The sequence below is a fragment of the Devosia oryziradicis genome, from assembly GCF_016698645.1.
In the GTDB taxonomy this organism is placed as follows: domain Bacteria; phylum Pseudomonadota; class Alphaproteobacteria; order Rhizobiales; family Devosiaceae; genus Devosia; species Devosia oryziradicis.
In genome coordinates this window covers 1801444-1827288 of sequence record NZ_CP068047.1, presented here as the reverse complement: position 1 = coordinate 1827288, position 25845 = coordinate 1801444, and the positions used below count along the sequence as shown (strand labels likewise).

Below are 25845 nucleotides of genomic sequence, written 5' to 3'. Positions count from 1 at the left end.
GCTGGAGGTCTTCGTAAGGTTATTCGGCGGCCTTGGCAGTCGCAGCGTCTTCTTCGCGAGCGGTCTTGGCAGCGGCGGCCCACCAGGTTAGCTGGTCGAGCATGTCCTTGGCCGAATTGCCGATCGAACCTTCGATCTCATTGAGCGACTTGGTGCCGCCGAAGCCGGGATGGACAGCCATGAAGTCGGCGCCGCCGATATGGACGGCCGACCGTGTCGAGACCATCTGCAGCTCGACGCCGATGCCGCGCAGGTGCTCGATGGCGCGGGCGCCACCGACGGTGCCGTAACCGACCGCCCCGAATGCCTTCTTGTTCCAGTTCACATAGGCCTGGTCGATAGCGTTCTTGAGGGCGCCGGTGATGGAGCGGTTATATTCGGCAACGACGAAGATGTAGCCGTCGAATTCGCTGATCTTGTTCTGCCACTTGACCGCATTCGGGTTGGCCGAGGGCATCCAGGCGTTGGAAGCCATCTCGTCGAAGAACGGCAGGTCGAAATCGCGCAGGTCGAGGATTTCAGCCTCGAGTTCCGGGCGCTCATTGGCCTTGGCGGCAATCCACTGCGCCGGCAGTTCGCCAAAACGGGTCGGACGGGTGGAAGAGATGATGACGGCGATCTTAAGTTTGGACACGTGTGCCTCCTAGGTAACAAATCGTAACTGAGGCGATATAAGTGCCCGTTTGCACCAGCCGCAAGGAGGCACGTTGGTGTGTCGCGGAGACATGGAATTGCCCTAGGCACATTCATGTAATCATCTGTGATTGCTGGTTTTTCGCTGTCGCATGGCGCTTTTGCATCGAACGATGAAGCTGTGCACCGCGCGTTCGAACGGACTGTTCAGGAATACGGATCAGTTGCCGATGCCGGCACAGGTGGCTTCGCCAACACGCCTGCGCACCCACGCATTGCTTGCCCTTCCGCGCTTACGATTCCAGTTGCGAAGTCCTCGCCGGCAGCGTTATTTCTCGGGTGGGGCACTTAATGCAATGAGGGACTAAAATGAAGGCGTTTTCTGCCGGGCTTGCCCTGGCAATACTGGCTATTGGCGTCGTGGATGCCGCGGCGCTCGATCGTCGCGTACGGATCAACAACAGATCGTCGTACGACATCGTCGAATTCTATGCCTCCAATACGGGCACGCGCTCGTGGGAAGAGGACATTCTGGGTCGCAACATCCTGCCATCGGGCAGCAGTGTGGTCATCAACATCGATGATGGCAGTGGCTATTGCAAATACGACTTCCTCGCCGTGTTCGAGGATGGCGACGAGGTTGTGTCGAACGACAACAATGTCTGCGAACTCAGCGACTTCAACTTTACGGACTGAACCAACAGAGGCGCTGGACTCCAGCGCCTCCCACCGGCTGCTCAGCCGCCCAGCGCCGCCCGATATTGCCGCACAGCTTCGGCGAATCCCAGGATCAGCGCATCGGCCGTGATACCATGGCCAATGGATGCCTCGTCGACAAGGGGCACTGCAGCGTGGAACGCGGGCAGATTGGCCAGCGTCAGGTCATGCCCGGCATTCACCCCCATGCCGACCGCATGGGCCGCCTGTGCCGTATGGGCCAGCGCTGCCAGCTCGCGCACCGCGCGCTCGGGGTCGTCATAGCACCCGCCATATGGTCCCGTGTAAAGTTCGATCCGGTCCGCCCCCGTAGCCTTTGCGGCGGCCACGCCATCCGCCCCTGCATCGGGGTCGCAGAACAGCGAAATCCGGCGGTTGGGTGCCTTCAGCCGTTGCACCACCGAGGTCAGGAAATTGCCTTTGCCGCGAAAATCCCAGCCGTGGTCCGACGTCGCCTGGGCAGGATCGTCGGGCACCAGCGTCACCTGCTGTGGGTTGATCTGGTCGATGAGCTGGAAGAAATCCTCGCTCGGATAGCCCTCGATATTGAATTCTGCCCCCGGATACTCGCCCGCCAACAGCTCAGCGAGTTCGAACACGTCAGTGCGACGAATATGCCGTTCGTCGGGCCGCGGATGGACCGTGACGCCACTCGCCCCCGCATCCAGCACGACGCGCGCCAGCCCGACCACGCTTGGCCAGGGCAGGTTGCGTCGATTCCGCAACTGGGCGACGGCATTGAGATTGACGGAAAGAAGGGTCATGGGCAGCCTGCTGAAACTCTCGCACTGCCATACACCAAGACTTGCTGGCGGCCCAATCGAACCTTGTGATGACTGCCATCACCCCTGTTATGCCAATCTTGTTCCCCGACCCATCGCCGCGATAGCATTTCCCAGGATCAGTACCAGCCGAGGCAGGGACGAAAAATGAGAGTTGTGTGCCTGACACTTCTACTGGCTGCAGTCGCCACACCCACCATGGCCTTTGAAGCCGATTTCAGCTTCACCGGGGTTCGCCCCTGCGCCGGCGGTGCCCAGCGTATTACCCCGAGCCCGGAGTTCCGCCTTACGAACGTTCCTGGGGGCACTGCCGCGCTTGACTTCTTCCTGCTCGATCTGACAGCCAACTTCGAGCACGGCGGTCGCAAACTGGACTATGCCGGCGAACCGATCATTGCTGCCGATACCTTTAAATATATCGGCCCCTGCCCGCCCCTGCATGCCACGCACACCTACCAGTGGACCATTCGCGCGCTGGACGACGCCGGTTTGGAACTGGGCAAGACCACGGTGAAGGGTACATTCACGGGCCATCGCTGACCGTGTCGGCGGCTCAGGGCGAAACCACGGTCTTGCGTGGCCAGCGCTCCAGCGCCACCACGGCAACGCCACTGACGACGATCAGGGCAATGCCGCCTAGAGCCAGCGGGTTGGGGGCGGTGCCGAAGATCAACAGGCCGGTAACCAGAGCCCAGATGGTCGACATGTAGAGGAACGGCGCCACACTACCGACGCTGGCGACGCGATAGGCGTGCAGCAGTAACCATTGGCCGACCAGCAGCAGCGCACTTGACCCCGTCACGAAGAGCAAGGTCACAACGCCGGGCCACACCCAGGTTTCGAATAGCAGCGTGGCAATGCCGGCGCCGACGACGCCGACTATGCCGACACCGACAACAATGACGATGCCGGGGATTTCCGCATTGATACGCCGGCCGATCAGGTCGCGGATGGCCACGGCCCCCGCACTCCACAGGCCGAACAGCGTAAAGGGTGAGAATCCGCCGCCGCCCGGCTGCGCCACCAGCAGCGCGCCGACAAAGGCCAGCAGCACCAAGCCGATCTGCAGCCGGGTCAGCCTTTCGCCAAGGAACAGCGTCGCTCCGGCGAGCAGCAGCAAGGGCGAGGTCTGGCCGAGCGCGGTGAGGTCGGCGATGGGTGCTTGGGCGAGACCGATGACGAAGCCGAGCGCGGCGATAACTTCGAACAGGTTGCGCAATTGCACCCGCCATTCAAAGGCGCGGGGCAGGAAGCGGAGCTGGCCCATGATGCCCAGCAGCGGCACACCAAGCAGGACAACGGCAACGGCGCGGATCAACAGGGCCTCGAACGATGGAATCTCCGCCATAGCCAGCTTGAGGAGAGCATCGTTGATCGCAAAACATGCGGTCGAGATCGTCATCATGACGATCCCGACCGTATTGCCGGAAAGTCCGCGCATATGTGGGAAGCCTACATGCCCTGCGGGCCGCGCGAAATTGCCGCGAGCCCTGTCCGCACGACTTCTACCAGCCCCAATGGCTGCATCAAGGCGATGAAGCTGTCTATTTTTGCAGGCTTGCCGGTCACTTCGAAGACAAAGCTCTCAACCGTTGCGTCGACGATCTGGGCGCGGAACGCGTCGGCCAGGCGCAACGTCTCCGCCCGGTGATCCCCCGAGCCGGCTACCTTGATCAGCGCCAGCTCGCGCTCTAGCGACGCGCCCTCAGCTGTCAGATCATGCACCTTGTGCACTGGCACCAGGCGTTCGAGCTGGAGCTTGATCTGGGTCAGAACCTTGGGCGTGGCGGTAACGACAACCGTGATGCGACTAAGTCGGCGCCCATGTTCGGTCTCGCTGACAGTCAGGCTCTCGATATTGTAGCCGCGCGCCGAAAAGAGGCCAACGACGCGCGCCAGAATACCCGGCTCGTTATCGACCAGCACCGACAGCGTGTGGCGCTCGATCTCCTGGGTTTCCTTGGTGAGGAAATAGGCAGAGCCCGTAGGCTGCAGATGTGCGTTCATTTGCTTTCTCCTCTGCAGCGCCCTAGACGAGCTGCCGTCCCTTTTCGTCGATGATGTCGCCGATATTGGCCGTATCGGGCAGGATGATCTCGTTGTGCGGCTTGCCCGATGGGATCATGGGCAGGCAGTTCTCGTCCTTCTCGACGATGACGTCGAACAGCACCGGACCATCGTAGTCGAGCATCTCCTGGATCGCAGCGTCGAGCTCGGTCGGGTTTTCGCAACGGATGCCCTTTCCGCCGTAAGCCTCTGCCAGCTTGACGAAATCGGGTAGCGATTCCGAATAGGAATGCGCGTAGCGCGAGCCATGCAGCAGGTCCTGCCACTGGCGGACCATGCCCATGCGCTCATTGTTCAGGATGAAGATCTTGATCGGCAGCCGATATTGCACCGCCGTCGAGATTTCCTGCATCGTCATCTGCACGGATGCCTCGCCGGCAATGTCGATCACCAGGGCATCCGGATGCGCCACCTGCACACCGACCGCGGCCGGCAAGCCATAACCCATTGTGCCCAGGCCGCCCGAGGTCATCCAGCGATTGGGCTTGTCGAAGTGGAAGTGTTGGGCGGCCCACATCTGGTGCTGGCCGACTTCAGTGGTGATGTAGACTTCCTTGCCTTGCTTCTGCGTCGCCTCATAGAGGCGCTGGATCGCATATTGCGGCTTGATGGTCGTCTCGGAATTCTTGAAGCCGAGCGAGTTCACTGCCCGCCACTTCTCGATCTGCTTCCACCACGGCGCGATGGCCTCGGTGCGCGGCTGGTTGGTCTTGGAACGCCAGACCCGGACCATCTCGCTGAGCACCCGCTCGCAGTCGCCGATAATGGGCACGTCGACCCGCACGACCTTGTTGATCGAGCTGGGGTCGATATCGACATGGATCTTGCGGCTGTTCGGCGAGAAGGCGTCGATGCGGCCCGTGATGCGGTCGTCGAAACGGGCGCCGATGTTGATCATGACGTCGCAGTCATGCATGGCGAGGTTGGCTTCGTAGGTGCCGTGCATGCCCAGCATGCCCATCCACTGCGGATTGGATGCCGGGAAGGCGCCCAGACCCATCAGGGTCGAGGTCACCGGGAAGCCGGTCAACTCGGCCAGCTCGCGCAGATGCTCGGAAGCCTGCGGGCCGGCATTGATGACGCCGCCGCCGGTATAGAAGATCGGCCGTTCGGCACGCAGCATCAGGTCGACCGCAGCCTCGATGGCGGCGGCATCGCCGTCCAGCTGCGGTCGGTAGCTCTGGTGGCGCAGCGTTTCCAGGTCCGGCTTGTAGTAGTCGCCCAGCGCGAACTGCACATCCTTGGGAATGTCGATCACGACGGGCCCTGGTCGACCGGTCGTGGCGATCAGGAAGGCCTCATGCATGATGCGCGGCAAGTCCTCCACGCGCTTGACCAGGTAATTATACTTGGTGCAGCTGCGCGTAATGCCGACGGTGTCGCATTCCTGGAACGCGTCCGAGCCGATCAGCGTGGTCGGGACCTGCGCCGTAATGCAGACCATGGGGATAGAATCCATCAGCGCATCGGTGAGGCCGGTCACCGCGTTGGTCGCGCCCGGGCCCGAGGTGACGAGCACGACACCCGGCTTGCCGGTGGAACGGGCATAGCCCTCGGCCATGTGGGTGGCACCCTGCTCGTGCCGCACCAGGATATGCTGCACGAAATCCTGCTGGAACATCGCATCGTAGATCGGCAGGGCCGCACCGCCCGGATAACCGAAGATGTGCTCGACACCCTGGTCGGTCAGCGCCTGGATCACCATTTCCGCGCCGGTCATTCTTTCGGCCATCGTCTCGTCCTTCCTCAGTCCATTGTCTGGCCCAGTCTCGTAGCGGCGAAAACCGGGCAATAAAAAAGGCCCCGTTCGGGACCTGTTTTCGGCGCACCAGCTATCGCGCGGGATATCTATCCCACGTTGCCGATGCGCCTGCCTACTACGAGAATGAGTGCCCGCACGGGACCTCTCCATAAATTACGGGCGTAGTGATAGGTGCAATGCTGCGGCAGTGTCAAGAGCTCCGGATATCACTTAATTTCTTTCTTAAGCATTGACCACGTCTCTGTCCTCACTTAATTGTTTGCTTAACAATATCTGGAGAACCAGCAATGGCTGAACGATCAATCGCCCACGGCACCTTTGTCCTCGAACGCATATATGCCGCGTCCCCGTCCCGTGTCTTTCGGGCCTGGGCCGACCCCGCCATCAAGCAGCGCTGGTTCGGCGGTGGAGCAGCGCCAAAGATTTTCGAGTTCCGCGAGGGTGGCCGTGAACTGGTGGAAAGCGGTGAAGGGGAATTCCAGTTCGGCTTTGACGTTCGCTACGAGGACATCGTCGAAAACAACCGTATCATCTACACGTACTACATGACTATGGGCGGCCAACGCATCTCGGTTTCGGTGGCAGCGATAGAGCTCTTCGCCGAAGGTGACGGCACGCGCATGACGGTCACCGAGCACGGGTGTTTTCTCGACGGACTGGACAAGATGGAGCAGCGTCGGCGCGGCACCGAGCAATTGCTCGCCGCATTGGGTGATGAACTGGCCAGGCAGGGCGCGAACTAGGGGCGTCGCGGCATTTGTGGTCGACAAAGCCGGCGAACCATAGTCCATAGTCAGCAGACACCTTTCTGGGACTGCCGCGCGACCAATGCCTCGGACACTTCTGCCACTGGGCATCGCGCTGACCTTCCTGCTGGGCACGGCGATCTATGCCGGCCTGGCGCTGCCCAACGGTCCCCAGTCGCATCTCCTTTTGCTGGGTTGCGTGGCCGCCGCCTACATGGCGCTCAACATCGGCGCCAATGATGTTGCCAACAATGTCGGGCCGGCGGTTGGTGCCAAGGCGCTGACCATGGGCGCGGCGCTGGCGATTGCCGCTGTCTTCGACGCGGCCGGTGCCTTTCTGGCCGGCGGTAACGTGGTTCACACGGTCGCCAACGAACTCCTGGTGCCTGGTGTCGGTCTTGACTCGGCACCCCTCATACTCGTCATGATCGCGTCCCTCGTCGCGGCAGCGCTGTGGATCAACGCGTCCACCTTTGTCGGCGCCCCTGTTTCGACGACCCACGCCATCATCGGGGGCATTGTCGGGGCCGCCATCGCAGCCATGGGCATAGGCGCGGTTGCCTGGCCTGTCATTGGCATGATTGCCGTCAGTTGGACGCTCTCGCCCGCCCTGGGCGCCTTGTTTGCCGCCGGTCTGCACGCTGTGATCCGCCGCGCCATGACCCGCCGGGAAGACAAGGTGGCCGCGGCACGCATCTGGGTGCCGATTCTCGTGGCCATCATGGCAGGCGTATTCGCAGTCTATCTGGCGATCAATGCGCTCTCGCAGTGGTGGCAACCGGGCTTGCCCGGAGCATTGACGGTCGGCGCTGCCGCTGCTGCCATCGGCTGGTTCCTCGCCATGCCCTGGGTCCGCATGCAGTCGCTCGGCATGACCAACCGCAAGAAGCAGGTCGCCACCCTGTTTCGACCGCCACTCATCGTTGCCGCCGCCTTGCTGTCCTTCGCCCATGGTGCCAACGATGTCGCCAACGCGCTGGGCCCTTTGGCGGTGATCATTCGCGAGACGCAGGTCATGCCCGCCGCGGAGCTGTTGGTCCCGTCCTGGTCACTGGTTCTCGGAGCTGCCGGTATTGCGCTGGGCATCGCCCTGTTCGGCCCGCGTGTCATTCATACCGTGGGCGAGCAGATCACCAAGCTCAACGAGATCCGGGCCTTCTGTGTTGCCTCGTCCGCGGCCCTGACAGTTCTGGCCGCCTCCGCTTTTGGTCTGCCGGTGTCCTCGACGCACGTTGCGGTGGGCGCCGTATTCGGCGTCGGCTTCTTCCGAGAATTCCTCGCCATCCGGAACATGACCGGCGCTGCCGTACCGCTGCGCGCCAACCTGGTGGACGCAGCGATGCTCAACGATCGGCCTGAAGATGCCCTCGCGCGCGAGCGACGCAACGAGCGGCGCTATCTCGTGCGTCGGCTGAAGCTCGCCCAGATTGGCGCGGCATGGCTGGTCACGCTGCCCGCCTCTGCCTTGCTGGCCGCCCTGCTCTATCGGGTGCTCGTCGCGTTCAGCGGCTAGCGCCGGCTCGTCAGCTGCCGGTGCAGCGCCTCCGTGATACGGACAAGGGAGCGATCGGCCAGCAGGCGCCTGGCTTCGCTCAACAATACCCAGTGCCGCAGCCGCTGATCCATCTCGTCCCAGCTCTCGAACTGTTCGCCGACCTTGAGAGGGTAGAGATCGATATCGACCAGGAGGCCCTTGTCGGTGTTTCGGTAAGTTCCCGCGGGTTCCGTGCCGATCTCACCGGTAACGCCCGCTTCCTCAAGCGCTTCCTTGGCAGCGCTGTCCCAGGCGGTCATGCCTGTGCTGATCGAGCCCTTTGGATAAATCCAGCGGCCCGTACGGCGCGAGGTCACCAGCAGGAACACCACGCGCCCGTCGATGATCGAATAGGGGATGGCGCCAGACTGGCGCGGTCCGTGCGCGGACTCGACGACGGGATTCCAGTGGCGCAGAAATTCGCGCAACATTGGCGCCTCCGAAGTCTCCTGCGCCACACTGCCACGACGAATCGCCAGAGGTCGATGCTCGTCAATCTGTACGGGAGGCCTGATACCAACAAAAAAGGGCCCCATGGGGCCCTTCAAAAGCCGTTCGTTGCCGCTTACGGCAGCAGGGTCAGGTTCACGGCCGACTGCTTGCCGTCGCGGCCGGTTTCGAGCTCGTAGGTCACCTTGTCGTTCTCATAAAGGCCCTGCAGGCCCGAGCGCTGAACAGCCGAGATATGAACGAACGCGTCCTTGCCACCGTCTTCCGGCGAAATGAAGCCGAAGCCCTTGGTCGTGTTAAAGAATTTTACGGTGCCAGTGATGACAGCCATGTCAGTCAGTCCTCTTCGTGGACGCCGCCGCAGAGGCGGCTAAGGGTTGAAAACGGGCCGCAACAGCCCGGCCTAAACGATTCACAGATCAGGACGTAGCCAAGTTTCCGGCCTTCTGCCGGTCGATCAGATAGCGCAAGACAGTGTCGTCATTGAAAAATATGTCGGCTGCGCGTCTGAAATTCAAGGCGATTTCGCTGGTCAATGAGAAGCCCCCGATCCAGGAGGGACTCCGGATCGAGGGCTCGGGCGCCCGGAAGGGCGCAAGCAGCATGGGGCAATGCTGCAACTGTATTAGCCGCGCGGGCAGGTGTCGCGATAACGGCTGCCGTCGGCACGCTGGTAGATGCAGATGTCGTCGGTGCCGGAAACGCGACCGAGCACATTACCTGCAGCAGCACCAACAACCGCGCCGACGCCGGCACCAACTGCCGTGCTCAGCACCGTGCCGCCTGCCGCAGCGCCAATGACACCGCCGCCAACAGCGCCAACCGCGGCGCCCTGCTGAGTGGTGGTGCAGGCCGCGAGCGAGAGCGTCGTTGCGGCGATGATCAGGAATTTGTGCATGGGATACCCTCCAAAGAACTATCGAGGGCCAGAATGCGGCATGCCCGCTTTTGGTTCCGCCGACACTTTAACTAAATTTTGCAATCTGCCTGCCCGCCCGGTCACGGCGGCCAACACGATCGTCAGCCATCCACCGATCATCGCCACGCCGCCCAGCGGAGCGGCACCGGGAAAGAGCCCCTGCCCCAGCCATTCGCGCATTGCCAGGTCACCGATGAACACAGCCGTGCCGATGGCCAGAATGGTCGCAGCGACGCTGAGCACTCTCCCACGCCCCGCCAGCGCCAGCGCCAGCAACGCCGGCCCGTTCGAGAGGGCAATAGCGGCTATAGCCGCAAGGTTTCGAGCATTTTCCCCATGCGAGGCCGCCGCCGCCGCGGCTACCCCCACGGCGCCATGCACGCCCGCGGCTGCCAACATTGCCCGCCAAGCCCAAACCCGTTCGCTCATCGCCTGCCGCCCCTTTCACTGTCTAGCTCTTTGCTCTAGACCATTGCCCCGCGAGTAGGAAATTCACATGAATGAGCCCATTGCGGTGGCACCCGCTGCCGCCGACAGCATTGCTGCCGACAAGGGTTGGAGCGCCGAACTGCGGGCGACCTTTGCCTTGGCCTGGCCGCTGGTTGTCGCACAATTGGCCCAGAACGCGCTGACGACCACCGACGTGATCATGCTGGGCTGGCTGGGACCGACCTACCTTGCCGCCGGCACGCTGGCGACGACCTTCCTGATGCCCTTCTTTCTGTTTGGCGTAGGCATTGTCGGCGCCGTTGCACCGCTGGTCGCGCAAGCTCGCGGCGCTCGGGACATCAAGGCCGTCCGTCGTGTCGTGCGCCAGGGGCTGTGGGCCGCGATCATGCTGGCCGTGCTGATGATACCCCTGCTCCTGCAGATCCGCCCCATCTTCGGTCTGCTTGGACAAGATCCCGCCGTAACGGTGATGGCTGAGCAATTCATCCAGCTCGCGGTCTGGATGCTGTTTCCAGCCCTCGCAATCATTGCCTTGCGGTCGATGCTTTCGGCCTTCGACGCCACCCGCGTCATCCTGGTCATCACCGTGGGCGGCGTGCTGTTCAACGCTGCGGCCAACTACGTCCTGATCTTTGGCCACTATGGCTTCCCACGGCTCGAACTGCGCGGCTCTGCCATTGCCACGGTGCTGACCAACCTGCTGATGTTCGGCATGATGCTGGCCTATGTACTGCGCCAGCGACGCTTCAAACGGTTCTACGTGCTGATGCGGTTCTGGACGCCGGACTGGCCGCGCTTCCGCGAAATCTTCCGTATCGGCATTCCCATCGGCCTCACGGTCCTTGCCGAAGTCGGGCTCTTTACCGCCGCCGCCCTGTTCATGGGTCGCCTGGGTACCAACGAGGTCGCCGCCCACGCCATCGCCATGCAATGCGCCTCCATGGCCTTCATGGTCCCGCTCGGCCTGGGTATCGCCGCCACCGTCCGCGTCGGCCGGGCCTATGGCAGCGGCGATCTCGAGGGCATCCGCAAGGCCGGCTGGACCGCGTTTATGCTCGGCACGGGCTTCATGGCCCTTTCCTGCACCCTGTTCCTCACGATCGGGCCCCTGATTGTCTCCTGGTTCCTCGATCCACGAGCTCCGGAAAATGCCAATGCCCTGGCGCTGGCCGCCAGTTTCCTGGTGATTGCCGGCATCTTCCAACTGGTCGACGGCGCACAGGTCGTCGCCGCCCACGCCCTGCGCGGACTGAGCGACACCAAGGTGCCCATGCTGTTCGCCATTCTGGGTTACTGGGTCGTTGGGCTGCCTATCGCCTACGCGCTCGGCTTCGTGGTTGGCTGGCGTGGCGTGGGAATCTGGATCGGGCTTGCCTCTGGCCTCGCCTTCGTTGCCGTCGTGCTCGTCGCCCGCTTCGCCATGCGCCAGCGACTGGGGCTATTGCGCCCCCGTTAGGTCAGGCGCCGCCAATACCGCGTCGCGGCCAGTCGCCGAACCGGTTGCGGAACCAGGTGCGCTGCCGCTTGGCGTACTGCTGCGTTGCAATAGTTGCCAGTGTGGTGGCCTCGTCACGGCCCACCACGCCATCGAGCCAGTCGCCGATTTCCCGGACGCCTATCGCCTTCATGATCGGCAGCGAGGGATCAAGGTCGAGTGCCCGCAAGGCCTGCACCTCGTCTACCGCCCCACCGGCAAACATCGCCTCGAAGCGCCGCGCGATCCTGTCCCGCAATACTTGCCGATCAGGGTCCAGCACCATTCGCTCGATGTCGAAACCCTCGAGGAGCCCTGATTGTGGGGCATCCTGGAAGCTGGACAGCATCCGACCGGTTGCCCGCTTCACCGCCAAGGCGCGAATGAGACGTTGCGGGTCGACCACCTTGAGCCGCGCGGCCGCGGCGGGATCCTCGCGCTGCAACCTGGCCAGGCGCTGCGCCCCATCCAGTGCTTGAATCTCTTGTTGAACTTGAAGCGTGATGTCGGCCGGAACCTCCGGAATATCGGCGAATCCATTTAGCAGGGCATCGAAGTAAAGCCCTGTTCCGCCTACGAAAATCAGCGGCTGATCCAAGTCGGCAAGGTCCAGGACGGCCCGCACAGCCGCAAGCCACTGTCCGGTTGAGAACCGGGTCGCCGCCGGCACAACGCCATAGAGCCGATGTTCGGCCAGGGCTATTTCGGTATCGCTGGGGCGCGCCGTTACCACCTGGAGCGTGTCATAGACCTGCATGGCGTCGGCGTTGACGATCACGCCACCCTGCTGTTGCGCCATGCCGAGCGCCAGCGCCGACTTGCCGCTGGCAGTCGGACCCGCTATCAGGACGGCGCGCCGACTGCCTGTCACGCGCTTCTCCGAAAAGTAGACGTCATGCCGGTTCTCTGCCTCATCGCTGACCCCGCCGATTCCCAACTCACCCCGGCCTTGGCTGCCGCGGTGGTGCACGAGACGGGCGGCGAACTCAACTGGCTCAATCACGCCATTGCCTGCGAGATCATCGAGCCGAAGTCAACCGACGCGCTCGCCGCGGCCCGTGACATCATCGGCACCCGGCGCGTCGATGCGGCGCTGGTACCCACCGAGAACCGCCGCAAGCAGGTCCTCGTCGCCGACATGGATTCCACCATGATCAACGAGGAATGCATCGATGAGCTGGCGGCTGCCCTGGGCATCAAGGCCCAGGTGGCCGAGATCACCGACCGCGCGATGCGCGGCGAGCTCGATTTTGGTCAGGCGCTCGATACGCGCGTTGCCCTGCTCAAGGGTCTGGAACGCAAGGTGATCGAGGAAATCCGCCGGGAGCAGATTACGCTGGCGCCTGGCGGCCGCGCCCTCATCCAGACCATGAAGGAATATGGCGCCTACACTTCGCTGGTCTCGGGAGGCTTCACGTTCTTTGCCGACTATTTCGGCAAGCGCATCGGCTTTCACGAAGCCATCGCGAATGTACTCGAATTCGATGGCGACCAACTGACCGGCACAGTCACCAAACCCATCGTCGACAAGAACACCAAGCGCGAACGGCTCATCGCCCTGGCGGCCGAGCGCAACCTGCCGCTCAGTCAGACCATCGCTGTCGGCGACGGTGCCAACGATCTAGACATGATCCGGATCGCGGGTTTCGGGGTGGCGCTTCACGCCAAGCCAGCCGTAGCGGCCGAGGCGGGCATCCGCATCGATCACGGTGACCTGACGGCCCTGCTCTATCTCCAGGGCTACAGCGACGAAGAAATCGTCCGGTAAGCAAAAGGGCCGGCATTTGGAGCCGGCCCTTTCCTATGTCTCAGCTTATTGGGCCGGAGTCGGCGGAGGTGCCTCTACCGGAGCCGGCACTTCCGTACCGACCGTCGGCTCGAGCTGCGATCCATCCTCAAGCGTCAGGCTGGGCGTGACCGCTTCCTCGATGCCAAGGCCGTCCAGGGCTGGCCCGGTGCTTGCGGGGGCGGTGATCGGAGCCGCGCTCGGCTGGATCGGGGCCGCAAGGTTCGGGTTGCCCTCGGGCAATTGACCATTGGAGCCGAAGTAGCGGAAGAACTCGCTATCGGGCGACAGAACCATGGTCGTGCCGGTACCCTTCAGGGCGTTCCTGTAGGCTTCCATCGAGCGGTAGAATTCGAAGAACTCCCGGTCCTGGCCATAGGCGGCCGCAAACAGGCGGTTGCGCTCGGCGTCACCGGTACCGCGGATGATTTCCGCATCACGCGTCGCCGATGCCACCACCTCTACGGCCTGGCGGTCGGCGATAGCGCGCAGGCTCTGTGCCTGCTCCTCGCCGCGGGCGCGTAGGAGCGCGGCCTCGGCAAGACGCTCGGCGCGCATCCGCTCGAAGGTCGTCGCCGAAACTTCTTCGTCGAGGTCGGTCCGCAGGATACGGACGTCGACCACGTCGATGCCGATCTCGGCCAGTTCAGGACGGATCAGCGTCCGCGTTTCCTGCATCATCTGCGGGCGCTGGTCAGACAAAGCCGCATTGAACTCGCGCAGCGCATAGACCTGGCGCAGCGCCGAATCCAGGCTGGCTCCGATGCGCTGCTCGGCAACTTCGAGCTGCCCGGTGGCACGCTGGCGGAACAGGCGGGCATCGGAGATGCGATAGGTCAGGAAGGCGTCGACCTGGTAGAAGGCATTGCCCGAAACCTGCACGCGCATATTGGCGATGTCATAGCGCAGCAGGCGATCCTCGATGATCTGCACGCTGTCCACGATGTCGGTCGGGATCTTGAAGTAGATGCCCGGTTCGGTGCGGACGTTGGTGATCTCGCCAAAGCGCAGCACGATAGCCTGCTCGCGCTCGTTGACCACGTAGATCGACGAAAAGAAGATGTAGAGCGCCGTCAGGACTACAACGCCAATGATGATCAGACGATTGTTCATGGCTTAGTTCCCCGTCGTCGTGGTGGTCGTGGCGCCGGGGCGCAGTTCGGGCAGCGGCAGATAGGGCACGACGCCCTGGCCATTGGCACCATTCTCGATCAGCACTTTTTCGGAGCCGCCAAGCACTTCTTCCATCGTCTCGAGGAACAGGCGCTTGCGGGTCACTTCGGGGGCATTGACGTATTCGGCATAGATGGCGTTGAAGCGCTCGGCCTCACCGGTTGCTTCCTGCACCACGCGATTGGTGTAGGCCGCAGCATCTTCGCGCAGCGCCGCTGCCCGGCCGCGGGCATCGCCCAGCAGCGTATTGGCGTAGGAGCGCGCTTCTTCCTGGAGGCGGGTCTCATCCTGCCGCGCGCGCTGCACTTCATTGAACGCGTCGATGACCTCGGTTGGAGGTCCGGCATTTTCGATCAGGATTTCGCTGACCTGGACACCCAGGCCATAGCTGGTCAGCACGCCGCGAACGATCTCCAGCACTTCGGCCTGAATGCCGGCACGGTCGTCGCTATAAACGTCCTGCGCCGGGCGGCGGCCCACCACCTCGCGCATGGCGCTTTCCGCGGTGAAACGCAGCATGGAGTCCGGGTCTCTGACATTGAACAGGTAGGCGATCGGGTCATCGATGACCCAGCGTACCGAGAACTGCACGTTGACGATGTTCTGGTCGCCCGAAAGCATCAGGCCATCACCTGCGGCGGACCGGGTTCCAGCGGAGTTGGCGGCGCCGATCTGGGTCTGGTTGAGCGTCAGCGGAGCCCGCTCGACGGTCTCGATCGGCCAGAGGTGGAAATGCAGTCCGGCCTGCGACAGCACGGGCTTGGGCGCGCCGAAGCGCAGTTCGACGCCCACTTCGCCCGAATTGATGGTGTAGAACGAATTGACGGCCCAGAACGCTACCAGGGCCAGCACGCCACCGATGATCGCCCAGCGACCGCCAGGCACGCCGCCACGGAACTGGTCACGGCCACGGTTGAGAATATCTTCGAGGCTGGGCGTATTGCCGCCACCGGGACGCCGCGGGCCATTGCCACCGCCACCAGGTGTCTGGCCCCAGGGGCCGCCATTGTTACCGCGGCCACCCCCGCCTCCGTTATTCTCCCACGGCATCGCGTCCCTTTCGAATAATTCGTTTCGTTGAGGACTTATATAGGCAAGGACTTGACCCGATCAATGCGCCGGGCCCGGCCTGCGGTCGTACACTTTGACGCGGTAGGTCGCTTCGTCCTTGGGCGACGGCGTGACTTCGGGCAGGTCGACTATGGCCCAGTCCTCGTGACGGATGACGGGAAACAGCACATCCCCGGCCGGGTTGAGGTCGATATGGGTGATGTAGAGCCTGTCCGCCCTGTCGATCAGTTGGGCGTAAAGTTCTCCGCCGCCGATGATCATGATTTCGTCGACACCGTCGGCCTGCGCGATTTCGCGCGCCTTGTCCAAGGCGGCGTCAATGCTCGAAAACACCAGGACGCCCTCCGGCTGGTAACCTACCTGCCGCGTCACCACGATATTGGTACGCCCGGGCAACGGCCTGCCCACCGTCTCATACTGCTTGCGCCCCATGACGATCGGCTTGCCCATCGTCGTCTTTTTGAAGAAAGCCATGTCCGACGGCACGCGCCACGGGATGGTCTGGTCGCTGCCGATCACCCCATTCTCGGCGACACCGGCAATCATGGCGATGCGCACCGTCATGCCGCACCCAGCTTCAGCAATGCCTCGCCATCGACGCGCACCTTGGTCCACTCGTCCTGCATCACGCCGCCCTGGCTCTTGTAGAATTCGATGCTCGGCTCGTTCCAGTCGAGCACCCACCATTCGAACCGACCCAGGCCCTCGGCTACGCAGCGTCGCGCCAGGTTCACCAGCAGCGCCTTGCCGATACCCTTGCCGCGCATCGCAGGGTCGACGAACAGATCCTCCAGCCAGATGCCGTGGCGCCCCTGGAATGTGGAATAGGTATAGAACCACAGCGTGAAGCCGACCGGCTTGCCGTCCCATTCCGCGATCTCGCAGAACACCTTTGGATCGGTCCCGAACAGGTCGCGCACGATATCGGCTTCACTGGCTTTTGCCTCGTGGCTCAGCCTTTCGTAAGCCGCAAGCGCCTCGATGAAATGGACGATGAGCGCGGCATCCGCGCGCATCGCCGGCCGGATCACAAGGCTCATTACTCGCCTTCGCGCCGCTGCAGGATCAGGATATCGAGTTCCTTCTCGGGCCAGTAGTCGGTCTTGACCATCTCGAAGGTGGTGGGTCCGATCTTCTTAACGTCGTCACCGCAGAACGACACGAAATTGTCCTCGCTGCCCTTGTCGACCACCAGGCGGAACTTCTTGATGGCGCCGCCGCCCCAGTTCCCGCCCGTCGTCAGGATGTAGGAAATCCACTCCTCCGTGAACGGGGCCGAATAGGTGTCGTCCGGGCTGGTCTGGGTTGCGGCCACCGCCGCGCGGAAGTCGTCGTCGGTGCAATATTTGGCGCGGTATTCCGATGCCGGATCGTAGTCCTCGTAGGGCTCGCTCAGGAAGCTCACAGCCACCGTGCCGCCCACGCTGGGTTTATAGGTATGGACGACCTCCACAGTCTCCCCGGCGGGGAAGGTACCTTCCCAGGTGTAGGTCGACTTGTAGGTCCAACCCGGCCAATAGTGCTTCTCCCAGCCATTACCCTGGTCGAATTCATCGGGTGTCACCATGCCCAGGTGCAGAAGCTCGGCAATGGTGTCCTCGTCCAGCGCGTCGACCATCTGGGCCGCTCGATCTGTGAACGGCACGACCGGCAAGCCGAGTTGCTTGACGAGTTTGGTGCGATCGACGCCAAACGCATAGGCATATTCATGGAGCGTCGCCTGGACGGGTTCGCCGTTGAAGGTGGTTTCGAACTCGAACAGGTTGTCGTCCGGCCCCGTTGGGAAAGCCACCGGCGACCACCAGTTCGGTACGATGTCCGGCATCGGAAACGCGACGAGAATGTTCTGGTCGACATCGCCGGTATTGTGGAACTCGTACACCACCTTGATCTGGTCGCGGGAGATGAACAGCTCCTCGCTTTCCATCACGATATTCTCGTTGGTGATGAATTCGAGCCCGCCGGTCGTCAGCTGGGCCGAAGTGTCGTTGGCGAGGGCCGGAACGCTGGCGGCCAGCAGCAGGCCGAGAGCCGAAAGGGTCTTCATGCATCATCCTCCAAGATGTTGTGCATCTTTATCACCCGGGCGGGCGCGCGAAAGCGCTAATCGATGCTGCCGCTCCGATGCTTGTTCGTGCTTGAACGGCTGATGAACGAAGTACGCTAGCCTGCGCTCCGTCCCAGATACTTGAACCACTTCCGCTCCAGCGCGGCGTCAAGATCGATGCCGTTGTTTCGCGCGAACAGCAGCAGCATGGCGAGAACATCAGCCGCCTCGTCTTCCAGTGCGGTACGGATCGTGGCTGGATCGGCGCCCTTCAGGCGACCCCGACCAGTCGACTTGAGGTACTCTGCTGCCAGTTCGCCAAGCTCTTCCTGCAGCTTGAGCAGATACCAGTCGTCGTCGCGCGGGATATGATTGCGCGATGCATAGGTATCGGAAACCTCCGCGACCAGCGGCGCCAATTCGTTCAGCGTGCGGCTCAAACTGCCACATCCGCCTTGATATGCGGGTGTGGATCATACCCCTCGAACGAAAAGTCCTCGAACACGAAATCCTCGAGGCGCTTCACATCCGGGTTGATCTTGAGCACCGGCAGTGGCCGCGGTTCGCGCGTCAGTTGCAGCCGCGCCTGCTCGAAATGGTTGGAATAAAGATGCACGTCGCCAAACGTGTGGACGAAGTCGCCGACCTCGAGCCCCGTCACCTGCGCCACCATATGGGTCAGCAGCGCATAGGACGCGATATTGAACGGCACGCCCAGGAACGTATCGGCCGAGCGCTGGTAGAGCTGGCAGCTGAGCTTTCCGTTGGCGACATAGAACTGGAACAGGCAATGGCACGGCGGCAGCGCCATCTCGTCCACCTCCGCCGGGTTCCAGGCCGAGACGATGTGCCGCCGCGAATCCGGCTTGGTGCGAATGGATTGGATCACCTGGGCGATCTGGTCGATCTTGCGTCCGTCGGGCGCCGGCCAGCTCCGCCACTGCGAGCCATAGACCGGACCGAGATCGCCATTCTCGTCAGCCCATTCGTCCCAGATCCTGACACCCCGTTCCTGCAGCCAGCGCACGTTGGTCTCGCCGCGAATGAACCACAACAGTTCATAGACAATGGACTTGATATGCAGCTTCTTGGTGGTCAGGAGCGGAAAGCCCTGCGCCAGGTCGAACCGCATCTGGTAGCCGAACAGGCTCCGCGTGCCTGTGCCGGTCCGGTCGGACTTGTCGGCACCATGTTCAAGGATGTCGGAGAGAAGTTTGAGATAGGGCTGCATGCCCCTATCCTACTTCGATTCGCCCGTTCCTGCCTTTGCGACATGCGTTTCCACCAGCTTGGTCAGCAGTTCGATCTGCTCCTGCTGTTTGGCGATGAGGTGCTTGAGGTCGTCGTTGCGCAGCTGGTCCACCTTGTCGTGCAAGGCCATGATTTCGATCTCGGCCTTGAGATTGCATTCATAGTCGTGGCTCGTAACCAAGCGATCCTTTGCGGCCTGGCGGTTCTGGCTCATCATGATGATGGGCGCCTGAACGGCTGCCAGCATCGACAGCAGCAGGTTGAGGAAAATGAACGGATAGGGATCGGGTGCCGACTGCGCCAGCACCAGGTTACCACCCACCCAGGCCGCCAGCACGGCGCCAAAGCCGATCAGAAAGCTCCATGAACCTCCGAACGAGGCAACCGCGTCGGCCAGCCGCTGCCCGAAGGTCGACTTCTCGTCGAACACGGCGCTGGTATCGAGCGCCAGGGCCTTCTTGCCGATCGCCTGTTCGAGCACCTCCCGTTCCAGGTCCGTCAGTGCCCGTTCTCCCTTGCCGAGAAACCGCTCGGCGGCGCGGATAAGTTTGTCGCTTGAAGTATCTGTCATGATGAGTCTCTGGGTCCGTTGGCCGCGAGCTTACACCCTCCGACCTGCATGGAACTGCCTGTCGATCATTCCGGTTAGTCAACATGCGCCCCACGGCGATGGTAATAGAATACCTCAGGATATGCTGACATCTGGAGTCAGCACACGCGTTCTAGCTTGGGCGAACCAACCAAGGAGCAACAGTGATGGCGATTGAACATCTCAATCCACAGGGCATGTACCAGAGCCCCATTTTTTCCCAGGGCATAGTCCTGCCAGCCAATTCCCGCATCCTCCTGATCGGCGGCCAGAACGGCGTCAATGCCAAAGGCGCGGTCGTTGCCAAGGGTGATGTGGCCAAGCAGACCGAGCAGGCCCTGTCCAATCTTCAGCAAGTGCTGAAAGCCGCCGGCGCCGGACTCGAAGACCTGGTAAAGGTCACCATTGTCATGCAGCAGGACATCGATCTCAATGCCGCTTTCGGTGCATGGATGGCAGTCTGGGGCAAGCGCACCAACCCGCCGACGGTGTCCGCCTTCCGCGTCCCCAACCTGTCCAATCCCGACTTCCTGATCGAGATCGAAGCCATGGCGGCCCTCGCATGAGTCCCCGCCTGCGCCCCCTGCGCAAACGCGAGGACATGCCCGATTTCGTCAGGGACGCCTTGGAAGCGCGCGGACTGCGCGACAAATACGATGCCCGCCCGCCCTATCAGCGCAACGATTACCTGCTCTGGATCAACAAGGTGAAGCGAGACGATACCAAGCAGAAGCACCTCGAGCAGATGCTCGATGAACTGGAGGCGGGCGGAGTCTATATGGGGATGGCCTGGAAAGGGTGAATCAACCCAGTTCGCTGCTGAGCACCGTCGGATCCGGCTCCCAAACATGGCTGCGGTCGATATGAGCCAGCGACCAGGCGAAAACCTTGTGCATCGCGCGCAGGTCGCGCGCGGCGACAGCTTCTTCCAGCAGTTCGTTCATCCTCATCTTGGCCGGCAGGTGGCCCGGCGGCCCGACCCGCTCGAATTCCACGCCCACGCCCTCTGCCACCCAACCGCCCACCATCGCGGCAAACTCTTCCGATACCAGGAATGGCGAGAGACGCAGCACTAGAAGGGTGACGACATCCTCGTCGAAATGCTCGGACCGGATCACCACGCCGCTATTGTTCGGATGCCATTCAGGCCCCAGTTCCTCGATGAAGAAATACCCGCAGTAAAAACCGCGGCAAACGGTCGGACGCGTGTCATAGACCGTGCAACCCTGCCCATCGGCGCAATGCGGGCAGAGCAGGTTGGCGGGCTTCTGCAGCTCCTGTGTGCGGATGGGCGGAAAGGAGCAGCAGGCGGTGCAGCCCTCGCAACTCCTGCCCTCCAAAACTTCAAGCGCCACGCCACGCCTCCACCCTATCCACCGGCAAGCTAAGCTAATATGCCAGGTTGGTGCCAGCGCATTGCCGACATCATTTGCAACCGGCGGCGGGGTCACCTATATTGGTGTTGCTCGCAAGAGCTATGGCGATAAACGGTCATCGTAATAAACCTTTCGGACCCGGGGGCAGTACCCGGCGCCTCCACCATCTCCCCTCGCGGGGGAGCCAATGGGGGCGAAACAGGATCGACGAGGGCGTAAAGGGTGTGCTTTTGCTCGGTGAGGTACCACCGTTATCGGTCCAAAACTTATAGTTGCAAATGACAACCATAAGGCTCCGGTCGCTCTCGCCGCTTAATGCGGTGCTAGCACTGGGAATTTAAGTCCTCCGCCCCTAGCCGGGCGACAGGCGGGGTTCGCAGGCACCTGGCAACAGAAGCCTGCACCTTACCCTCCGGTCGTGCCTTTCTCCTTGAAATCTTTCGGCACGTCGGGCTGATATGGCCCATCAGGGATTCTATCCCTCAAGACTGGAAGGTTCCGATGGCCGAAGATCACATGCGTTACGACATCCTGACCCAGGAGGCCCTGCGCGGCGTCGTGCGCAAGGTGCTTGCCGAGGTTGCCAAGACGGGTCTGCCAGGGGAACATCACTTCTTCATTTCCTTTGTCACGCGCGCTCCTGGCGTGCGTCTCAGCGAAAAGCTGCTCGGTCAGTACGACAAGGAAATGACCATCGTCATCCAGAACCAGTATTGGGACCTCAAAGTGTCCGAGACTGGTTTCGAGGTCGGTCTGTCCTTCGACGGCATTCCCGAAACGCTGGTCATCCCCTTCTCGGCCGTGAAGGGGTTCTTCGATCCTTCCGTGCAGTTCGGCATGCAATTCGATCCGGCAACCGCACCCAGCGCAGCGGTTACGGAAGCCAAGGCGGACGCGGGCATTGAATCGACGGCGTCCAGCAGTGCCGACGATGGCGACAAGCCGGGCGAAAAGGTCGTGAGCCTCGACTCCTTCCGCAAGAAGCCCTGACAGCCGCCAAGTGGACAAGCGCTCCCTGTCCATCGCCGGCCACCGCACGTCCATAGCGCTTGAGCCCGAATTCTGGGCCGCGCTCGAAGCCATGGCCGCGGAGAAATCACAGACCATGGCTGGCTTGATCCGGGAAATCGATGAAAGCCGCGAGACCGCGAACCTCTCCTCGGCGACCCGGCTGGCCGTTTTGCGCTGGTACCAGCAACGCGATGCTGGCCGCACCAGCGCCTAGAACATCGGCTGGTTCACGCCCGGCCCGATCGGCTGGTTGACCTGCGGCTGCAACCCCAGATTGAGCGGCGTCTGCGGCGGGGTGGTCGGCAATGTCTGGATGGACGGACTATTCTGCTGCTGCAGCCGCCGCGCTTCTTCCTCGGCGGCCAGCCTTGCCTGCTCTTCGGCCGCAAGGCGCGCTGCTTCCTCCGCGGCGGCCTTGCGCCGCTGTTCCTCGATCAGCCGGTTCCGTTCCTCGGCCGCCGCGCGCTGCCGCTCCGCATCCTCCGCCCGCAGCACTTCCAGCCGGTCCACTTCCAATTCGTTCGCCCGCACCAGGACGGCCGCGATCATCTCCTCGAGGTCCAGCGTCACGACCGGCGCGAGCACGGTCCCAGCTAGCCGGGTGAGGATACGCGCCGTGTCGGCGGCGACCAGACCGCCGGCATCAACAAAGTCCCGCGGCGTCATCGCAAAGCTTCCGCCGAGCCCCAGGTCGGCAAGCGTCACACTGATATCGCCCTCGACACGTGCCCCGGTTCCATCGACGATGAAATTCGCCAGGCGGATGACGCCGCCTGCCATGGTGAATGCGCCTGTGGCGCTGGGGGCCGTGAACGTCCCCTGATCCAGCGCTAACCCCATGATGGCGCCCATCGCATCGGGCTCCATGGTGAGAATGTCGTCCAGCCCCGCAATCGTTGGATAGACCTCAGGTGACAACTGCTCCACCGAAAGGCCACTCACGGTGAAATTGCCTTCTCCAGCGAGCGTGGCCATCACCTCGGCAATACTGGCTCCGGTGCCCTCGAACTGCACGCCGCCGTCGACGAGACCATCGATCATTTTCGCGACGGCTGGCGGCGCGATCAGCGCCATCGGCGTGGCGGCGACGCTGAGGCGCCCGCTCACGGTCTTGTCGCTAAGGGGGCCCGCGCAGCAGACAGTGACGTCCAGGCCGATCGTACCCAGGTCGGCCACCGCGGCAAACCGTGTCAGACGGGTCCGCGTTTCGTCCCAGTTCAGCTCGAAGCTGGTCTTTCCCAGTTGTTCGACCTCGCCCGCAGCGACCGCTGCCGCGCTCACCGCAACGCTGCCCCGTGTCTGTCGTTCGCCTGGCGCCATGTTGATCGGGCCATCGGGCCACAACCCGCCGCCATCGACCATCGCCGTCGGGCCAAACAGCGCGGCGGCAAGGCCTTCGACCGAAACCAGGTCTACCGCAACATCACCAGCCACCACGGCCATGCCCCCGGCGCGCGACAGGGACAGATTTCCGGTAAAGCCGACGTCGCCGGAGGTTCCGGTAATCTCTGTTAACCTGGCCAGGTCGCTGCCCTCGAAATGCAGCTGCGCACTGCCCTTGACCATCGGCAGCGCCATTCCGCTCGTCCCCACAATCGAGGCCAGTCCATCCGCGTGCGACAGCGCCACGTCCAGTGTGCCCGTTCCCTGGATTGCGCCACCCTCGACTGTCAGCAGGTTGCCGGCATAGCTGATGTTTTCATCGCCCATGCTCGCAGTGATATTGGCCTCAAGGCTGTTGCTGGGCGTACCCTGCAGGCTGGCGCTGACCAGCATCGAGCCTTCCCCCGCAAAGATCGGCGCGTCCCCCAGGCCCAATTGCTCCGTCAGCCCGGCAATGTCGGTCGATTCCAGTCCCGCCGACACGCGAAGCGGCGCCGTGGCAAGCGCCGTGATCCCGCCGTCCAACTCGGCGCGCAGGTTCAAGGAACCAGCCCCCAGCGAGCCGGCCAGCGTCACGCTCTGGCCTCCGTCGAGCGGCGCGCCCAGGTCGATCAGCAGATTGGCCGGCGTCGAGCGGGCCAGGAAGTCCCGCCAGCTCTGTGGCGCGTCGAGCAGGTCGTAGAGCGCCACCAGCGCCGGCGCGTCGCCTTCGTCGACACGAACCATGCCCGACCCTGAAATGTCCGGCTCAGCCGCAGTTCCCCCGGCGGTGAGTGTCGCGTCGAGGCCGACGCCGCCCCAGTCCTCGGCCGAAAGGCGGGAAAAGCTGACTTCACCTTCGCTCCACTGCCCTTCGGCAACAAGGCCGGTGCCGTCCAGTCCGAGCACCCGCGCACCTTTGCCCGTCAGGGAGAAACTGCCTTGCGGAAAACTGACGCCAAACGCCGGATCGGCTGAGATCCTGGGCAAAAGCGCGCTAACCAGCGCACTGCCCCGCTCGCCCAGTTCGTCGAAGTGAGCAATCAGGTCGAGGCGCTTTTCCTCGCCGAAGCCCAGCCGCAGTTCAAGCGCATGCGGACGCCCGTCGAGCGTCAGCACGCCCCCAACCAGGCCCAGGGCATCCGCGCCGAGCATAACCTGGCCCGTCAGCGTGCCCGGTTCGTTGAACAGCAGGTTGTTCTCGTCCGGCTTCCGCCACAGCGCCGCCAGCCCGTCGAGCCGCGCGCTGTTGAGCGAAACCTCGCCCCGGAACGAGGGCCGACCGTTGTCGCCGCTCAGCTCCCCGCTGCCTCGCAATTCGGTTTCGCCCGGCAATTGCCCGACAAACTGTTCGACCTGCCAGGTCGTGCCGTCGGTACGGGCGTCGACCCGTACGTTGCGCAGGGCAAAGCCGCGCAACCCCACCTCGGCGAGGTCGATGCCAACACGGCCCGCCATGCCTGGAATGAACGGCGCCGGCAGTTCGGTCAGGAGGCGCATGGCCTCATAGGGCAAGGTGCTGGTATCCTCCTTAGCGTCGCGCGGGGGCAGCGAGAACACGCCTCCGGAAACGACTGCATCAAAGCTCCGCGCATCGCCCAGCTGGATGCTCGCAGCTCCCGTAAGCCGCGTGCCGGCCCGATTTTCATCTGGGCGCAGGGTGTAGCCCGAGAGCACGATGCGATCCGTCGAGCCGGTGACTTTGCTTTCGAGCACCAGGTTGCCGCGAATGTCGGTCGCCGCGTCGGCTGCCGGCGGCATCTGCTTGTAGACCATGTCGCCGTCGAATTTGGGCGCCATGCCGGGCTCGAGCAGTCCCTCCAGCGTCAGCGAAAACGCGCTCGACTGCGGCGCCAAATAGAGCGAAACACGCGATTTTCCGGCCGCATCGAGCGCGCTCGAATTGAAGCGAACCGAGTATGCCGCCTCCCTGTATCGCCCGCTTCCCTGGAACGAGAACGGGCCGCTGAAATCGGCTAGCCGGAGTTCCCCGCTGACATCCTCAGCCACCACGGTCTCGCCCGACCGGCGATCCATCAACCGGATGGTCGCACCCTCGATGGTGGTCCGCCCCAGCCCCACCCCGCCAGAACCCTTTGCGAGGCTCACGCCACTGCCGAAGAACCCGCTTTCATCGATGCTGAAATCAACCACCGGCTGGCGCAGCACCAGTTGCGTGACATTGTAGTTGTCGCGCAGGAAATCCATCAGCGAGAACTCGGCCTCGACACTGTCCACCGTCGCGGCCGGTTCCTCGGCCGAGCCCACCAGCACGTCGGAAAAGCGCAGGCGCGGTTGTGGCAGGAGCGTGAAATCGATCTCGCCGCGCACGGTCACCGGCGTGCCGAGCATCTCGGTCGCCAGTTCCTCCATCCGCCCGCGATAATCGCTCCAGCGCACGAAATTTGGCGCAATGAACGCACCGGCGAGCACGATGATCGCCAGCATGCCGACGATGATGTAGATGCGGTTGAGCACTGCGCTAAGTTACCCGGTTTCTCGCGGCAGAGTGTAGGCAAGCGCGCGGCCTGCGCAACCCCGCCATTGCCTTGAATTGACAAATGGATTTGGCCAGAACCGGCCCGAAGCAATCAGGTCTCGGTCAGATCGAGGCAACGAAGCCGACATGACGCATCGGTGACAGG

The 25845-nt window shown here is 62.9% G+C and carries 30 protein-coding genes and 1 other RNA gene; 11 read left to right on the top strand and 20 right to left on the bottom strand.

Annotated features, from left to right (window positions below):
- Nucleotides 1–19: 19 nt before the first annotated feature.
- Nucleotides 20–634, bottom strand: coding sequence for an NADPH-dependent FMN reductase (locus tag JI749_RS09175; RefSeq protein WP_201652431.1), 615 nt, complete (start codon nt 632–634; stop codon nt 20–22).
- 368 nt (nt 635–1002) lie between these two features.
- Between JI749_RS09175 and JI749_RS09170 the strand changes: the two genes are divergently transcribed.
- On the top strand, nt 1003–1329 hold the full coding sequence (locus JI749_RS09170) for a hypothetical protein (protein ID WP_201652429.1): 327 nt from the start codon (nt 1003–1005) through the stop codon (nt 1327–1329).
- A 41-nt stretch (nt 1330–1370) separates the two neighbouring features.
- On the opposite strand, the gene JI749_RS09165 is transcribed toward JI749_RS09170, so the two are convergent.
- Entirely contained in the window at nt 1371–2114 is a 744-nt protein-coding gene (locus tag JI749_RS09165; RefSeq protein ID WP_201652427.1) for a pyridoxine 5'-phosphate synthase, read from the bottom strand.
- Between the two features lie 216 nt (nt 2115–2330).
- Between JI749_RS09165 and JI749_RS09160 the strand changes: the two genes are divergently transcribed.
- Complete coding sequence (locus JI749_RS09160; protein ID WP_201652425.1) at nt 2331–2672, top strand: YbhB/YbcL family Raf kinase inhibitor-like protein; 342 nt, start codon at nt 2331–2333, stop codon at nt 2670–2672.
- Between the two features lie 13 nt (nt 2673–2685).
- On the opposite strand, the gene JI749_RS09155 is transcribed toward JI749_RS09160, so the two are convergent.
- From JI749_RS09155 to JI749_RS09145, 3 genes are read right to left on the bottom strand one after another with little or no spacing between them, the layout of a single operon-like run.
- Nucleotides 2686–3573, bottom strand: a complete 888-nt coding sequence (locus JI749_RS09155; RefSeq protein WP_201652423.1) for a DMT family transporter — start codon at nt 3571–3573, stop codon at nt 2686–2688.
- 11 nt (nt 3574–3584) lie between these two features.
- Complete coding sequence (ilvN, locus tag JI749_RS09150) at nt 3585–4139, bottom strand: acetolactate synthase small subunit (RefSeq protein WP_201652421.1); 555 nt, start codon at nt 4137–4139, stop codon at nt 3585–3587.
- Between the two features lie 22 nt (nt 4140–4161).
- Complete coding sequence (locus tag JI749_RS09145; protein WP_201652407.1) at nt 4162–5931, bottom strand: acetolactate synthase 3 large subunit; 1770 nt, start codon at nt 5929–5931, stop codon at nt 4162–4164.
- Between the two features lie 317 nt (nt 5932–6248).
- Here JI749_RS09145 and JI749_RS09140 point away from each other — a divergent pair, with 317 nt between their 5' ends.
- Together JI749_RS09140 and JI749_RS09135 are read left to right on the top strand one after the other, a co-directional pair.
- Nucleotides 6249–6704: an SRPBCC family protein gene (locus JI749_RS09140; RefSeq protein WP_201652405.1), complete on the top strand. Its 456-nt coding sequence runs from the start codon at nt 6249–6251 to the stop codon at nt 6702–6704.
- A gap of 85 nt (nt 6705–6789) precedes the next feature.
- Nucleotides 6790–8220, top strand: coding sequence for an inorganic phosphate transporter (locus JI749_RS09135; RefSeq protein WP_201652403.1), 1431 nt, complete (start codon nt 6790–6792; stop codon nt 8218–8220).
- On the opposite strand, the gene JI749_RS09130 is transcribed toward JI749_RS09135, so the two are convergent.
- The 4 genes from JI749_RS09130 to JI749_RS09115 all read right to left on the bottom strand — a co-directional run bounded on the left by JI749_RS09130 (nt 8217) and on the right by JI749_RS09115 (nt 10039).
- Nucleotides 8217–8672: an NUDIX hydrolase gene (locus JI749_RS09130; protein ID WP_201652401.1), complete on the bottom strand. Its 456-nt coding sequence runs from the start codon at nt 8670–8672 to the stop codon at nt 8217–8219. The genes JI749_RS09135 and JI749_RS09130 overlap by 4 nt on opposite strands.
- A gap of 134 nt (nt 8673–8806) precedes the next feature.
- On the bottom strand, nt 8807–9022 hold the full coding sequence (locus JI749_RS09125) for a cold-shock protein (RefSeq protein ID WP_201652398.1): 216 nt from the start codon (nt 9020–9022) through the stop codon (nt 8807–8809).
- A 294-nt stretch (nt 9023–9316) separates the two neighbouring features.
- Complete coding sequence (locus JI749_RS09120) at nt 9317–9589, bottom strand: YMGG-like glycine zipper-containing protein (protein ID WP_201652397.1); 273 nt, start codon at nt 9587–9589, stop codon at nt 9317–9319.
- A gap of 18 nt (nt 9590–9607) precedes the next feature.
- Entirely contained in the window at nt 9608–10039 is a 432-nt protein-coding gene (locus JI749_RS09115) for a DUF423 domain-containing protein (RefSeq protein ID WP_233280717.1), read from the bottom strand.
- A 67-nt stretch (nt 10040–10106) separates the two neighbouring features.
- Here JI749_RS09115 and JI749_RS09110 point away from each other — a divergent pair, with 67 nt between their 5' ends.
- Nucleotides 10107–11516, top strand: a complete 1410-nt coding sequence (locus tag JI749_RS09110; protein WP_201652396.1) for an MATE family efflux transporter — start codon at nt 10107–10109, stop codon at nt 11514–11516.
- A gap of 1 nt (nt 11517) precedes the next feature.
- Here the strand turns inward: JI749_RS09110 and miaA are convergent, their stop codons facing one another.
- Entirely contained in the window at nt 11518–12405 is an 888-nt protein-coding gene (miaA, locus tag JI749_RS09105; RefSeq protein ID WP_201652394.1) for a tRNA (adenosine(37)-N6)-dimethylallyltransferase MiaA, read from the bottom strand.
- 24 nt (nt 12406–12429) lie between these two features.
- On the opposite strand from miaA, the gene serB reads away from it, so the two are divergent.
- The gene (gene serB, locus JI749_RS09100) at nt 12430–13302 is read left to right on the top strand and encodes a phosphoserine phosphatase SerB (protein WP_201652392.1); all 873 of its coding nucleotides are present in this window, start codon (nt 12430–12432) and stop codon (nt 13300–13302) included.
- Between the two features lie 45 nt (nt 13303–13347).
- Here the strand turns inward: serB and hflC are convergent, their stop codons facing one another.
- The 8 genes from hflC to JI749_RS09060 form a co-directional block, all read right to left on the bottom strand.
- Nucleotides 13348–14433: a protease modulator HflC gene (hflC, locus tag JI749_RS09095; protein ID WP_201652390.1), complete on the bottom strand. Its 1086-nt coding sequence runs from the start codon at nt 14431–14433 to the stop codon at nt 13348–13350.
- A 3-nt stretch (nt 14434–14436) separates the two neighbouring features.
- On the bottom strand, nt 14437–15543 hold the full coding sequence (gene hflK, locus JI749_RS09090; protein ID WP_201652389.1) for an FtsH protease activity modulator HflK: 1107 nt from the start codon (nt 15541–15543) through the stop codon (nt 14437–14439).
- A gap of 60 nt (nt 15544–15603) precedes the next feature.
- Entirely contained in the window at nt 15604–16128 is a 525-nt protein-coding gene (locus JI749_RS09085) for a dihydrofolate reductase (protein ID WP_201652388.1), read from the bottom strand.
- Nucleotides 16125–16604 carry a GNAT family N-acetyltransferase gene (locus JI749_RS09080; protein ID WP_201652387.1) on the bottom strand — a complete coding sequence of 160 codons (480 nt, stop codon included), beginning with the start codon at nt 16602–16604 and terminating at the stop codon, nt 16125–16127. The genes JI749_RS09085 and JI749_RS09080 overlap by 4 nt, the downstream gene beginning before the upstream one ends.
- A complete protein-coding gene (locus JI749_RS09075; protein ID WP_201652385.1) occupies nt 16604–17611 on the bottom strand; it encodes a DUF4424 domain-containing protein in 1008 nt (335 codons plus the stop codon). Before JI749_RS09075 ends, JI749_RS09080 begins: the two co-directional genes overlap by 1 nt.
- Before the next feature lie 116 nt (nt 17612–17727).
- Nucleotides 17728–18051: a MazG nucleotide pyrophosphohydrolase domain-containing protein gene (locus tag JI749_RS09070; RefSeq protein WP_233280716.1), complete on the bottom strand. Its 324-nt coding sequence runs from the start codon at nt 18049–18051 to the stop codon at nt 17728–17730.
- Entirely contained in the window at nt 18048–18842 is a 795-nt protein-coding gene (locus JI749_RS09065; protein ID WP_201652382.1) for a thymidylate synthase, read from the bottom strand. The genes JI749_RS09070 and JI749_RS09065 overlap by 4 nt, the downstream gene beginning before the upstream one ends.
- A gap of 9 nt (nt 18843–18851) precedes the next feature.
- On the bottom strand, nt 18852–19433 hold the full coding sequence (locus JI749_RS09060) for a DUF1003 domain-containing protein (protein ID WP_201652379.1): 582 nt from the start codon (nt 19431–19433) through the stop codon (nt 18852–18854).
- A gap of 185 nt (nt 19434–19618) precedes the next feature.
- Between JI749_RS09060 and JI749_RS09055 the strand changes: the two genes are divergently transcribed.
- Complete coding sequence (locus JI749_RS09055; protein ID WP_201652376.1) at nt 19619–20017, top strand: RidA family protein; 399 nt, start codon at nt 19619–19621, stop codon at nt 20015–20017.
- Nucleotides 20014–20253 (top strand): YdeI/OmpD-associated family protein, encoded by a 240-nt coding sequence (locus JI749_RS09050; RefSeq protein ID WP_233280715.1) that lies wholly within the window; start codon nt 20014–20016, stop codon nt 20251–20253. The genes JI749_RS09055 and JI749_RS09050 overlap by 4 nt, the downstream gene beginning before the upstream one ends.
- A 1-nt stretch (nt 20254) precedes the next feature.
- Here the strand turns inward: JI749_RS09050 and JI749_RS09045 are convergent, their stop codons facing one another.
- Nucleotides 20255–20806 (bottom strand): hypothetical protein, encoded by a 552-nt coding sequence (locus tag JI749_RS09045; RefSeq protein WP_201652372.1) that lies wholly within the window; start codon nt 20804–20806, stop codon nt 20255–20257.
- 70 nt (nt 20807–20876) lie between these two features.
- On the opposite strand from JI749_RS09045, the gene ssrA reads away from it, so the two are divergent.
- The 3 genes from ssrA (at nt 20877) to JI749_RS09030 (ending at nt 22052) form a co-directional block, all read left to right on the top strand.
- Nucleotides 20877–21232, top strand: a transfer-messenger RNA (tmRNA) gene (gene ssrA, locus JI749_RS09040).
- A gap of 96 nt (nt 21233–21328) precedes the next feature.
- A complete protein-coding gene (locus tag JI749_RS09035) occupies nt 21329–21817 on the top strand; it encodes an SspB family protein (protein ID WP_201652369.1) in 489 nt (162 codons plus the stop codon).
- Between the two features lie 10 nt (nt 21818–21827).
- The gene (locus tag JI749_RS09030; RefSeq protein ID WP_201652368.1) at nt 21828–22052 is read left to right on the top strand and encodes a ribbon-helix-helix domain-containing protein; all 225 of its coding nucleotides are present in this window, start codon (nt 21828–21830) and stop codon (nt 22050–22052) included.
- Here the strand turns inward: JI749_RS09030 and JI749_RS09025 are convergent.
- Nucleotides 22049–25678, bottom strand: coding sequence for an AsmA family protein (locus tag JI749_RS09025; RefSeq protein WP_201652363.1), 3630 nt, complete (start codon nt 25676–25678; stop codon nt 22049–22051). The two genes, JI749_RS09030 and JI749_RS09025, sit on opposite strands and share 4 nt — an antisense overlap.
- Between the last annotated feature and the right edge of the window lie 167 nt (nt 25679–25845).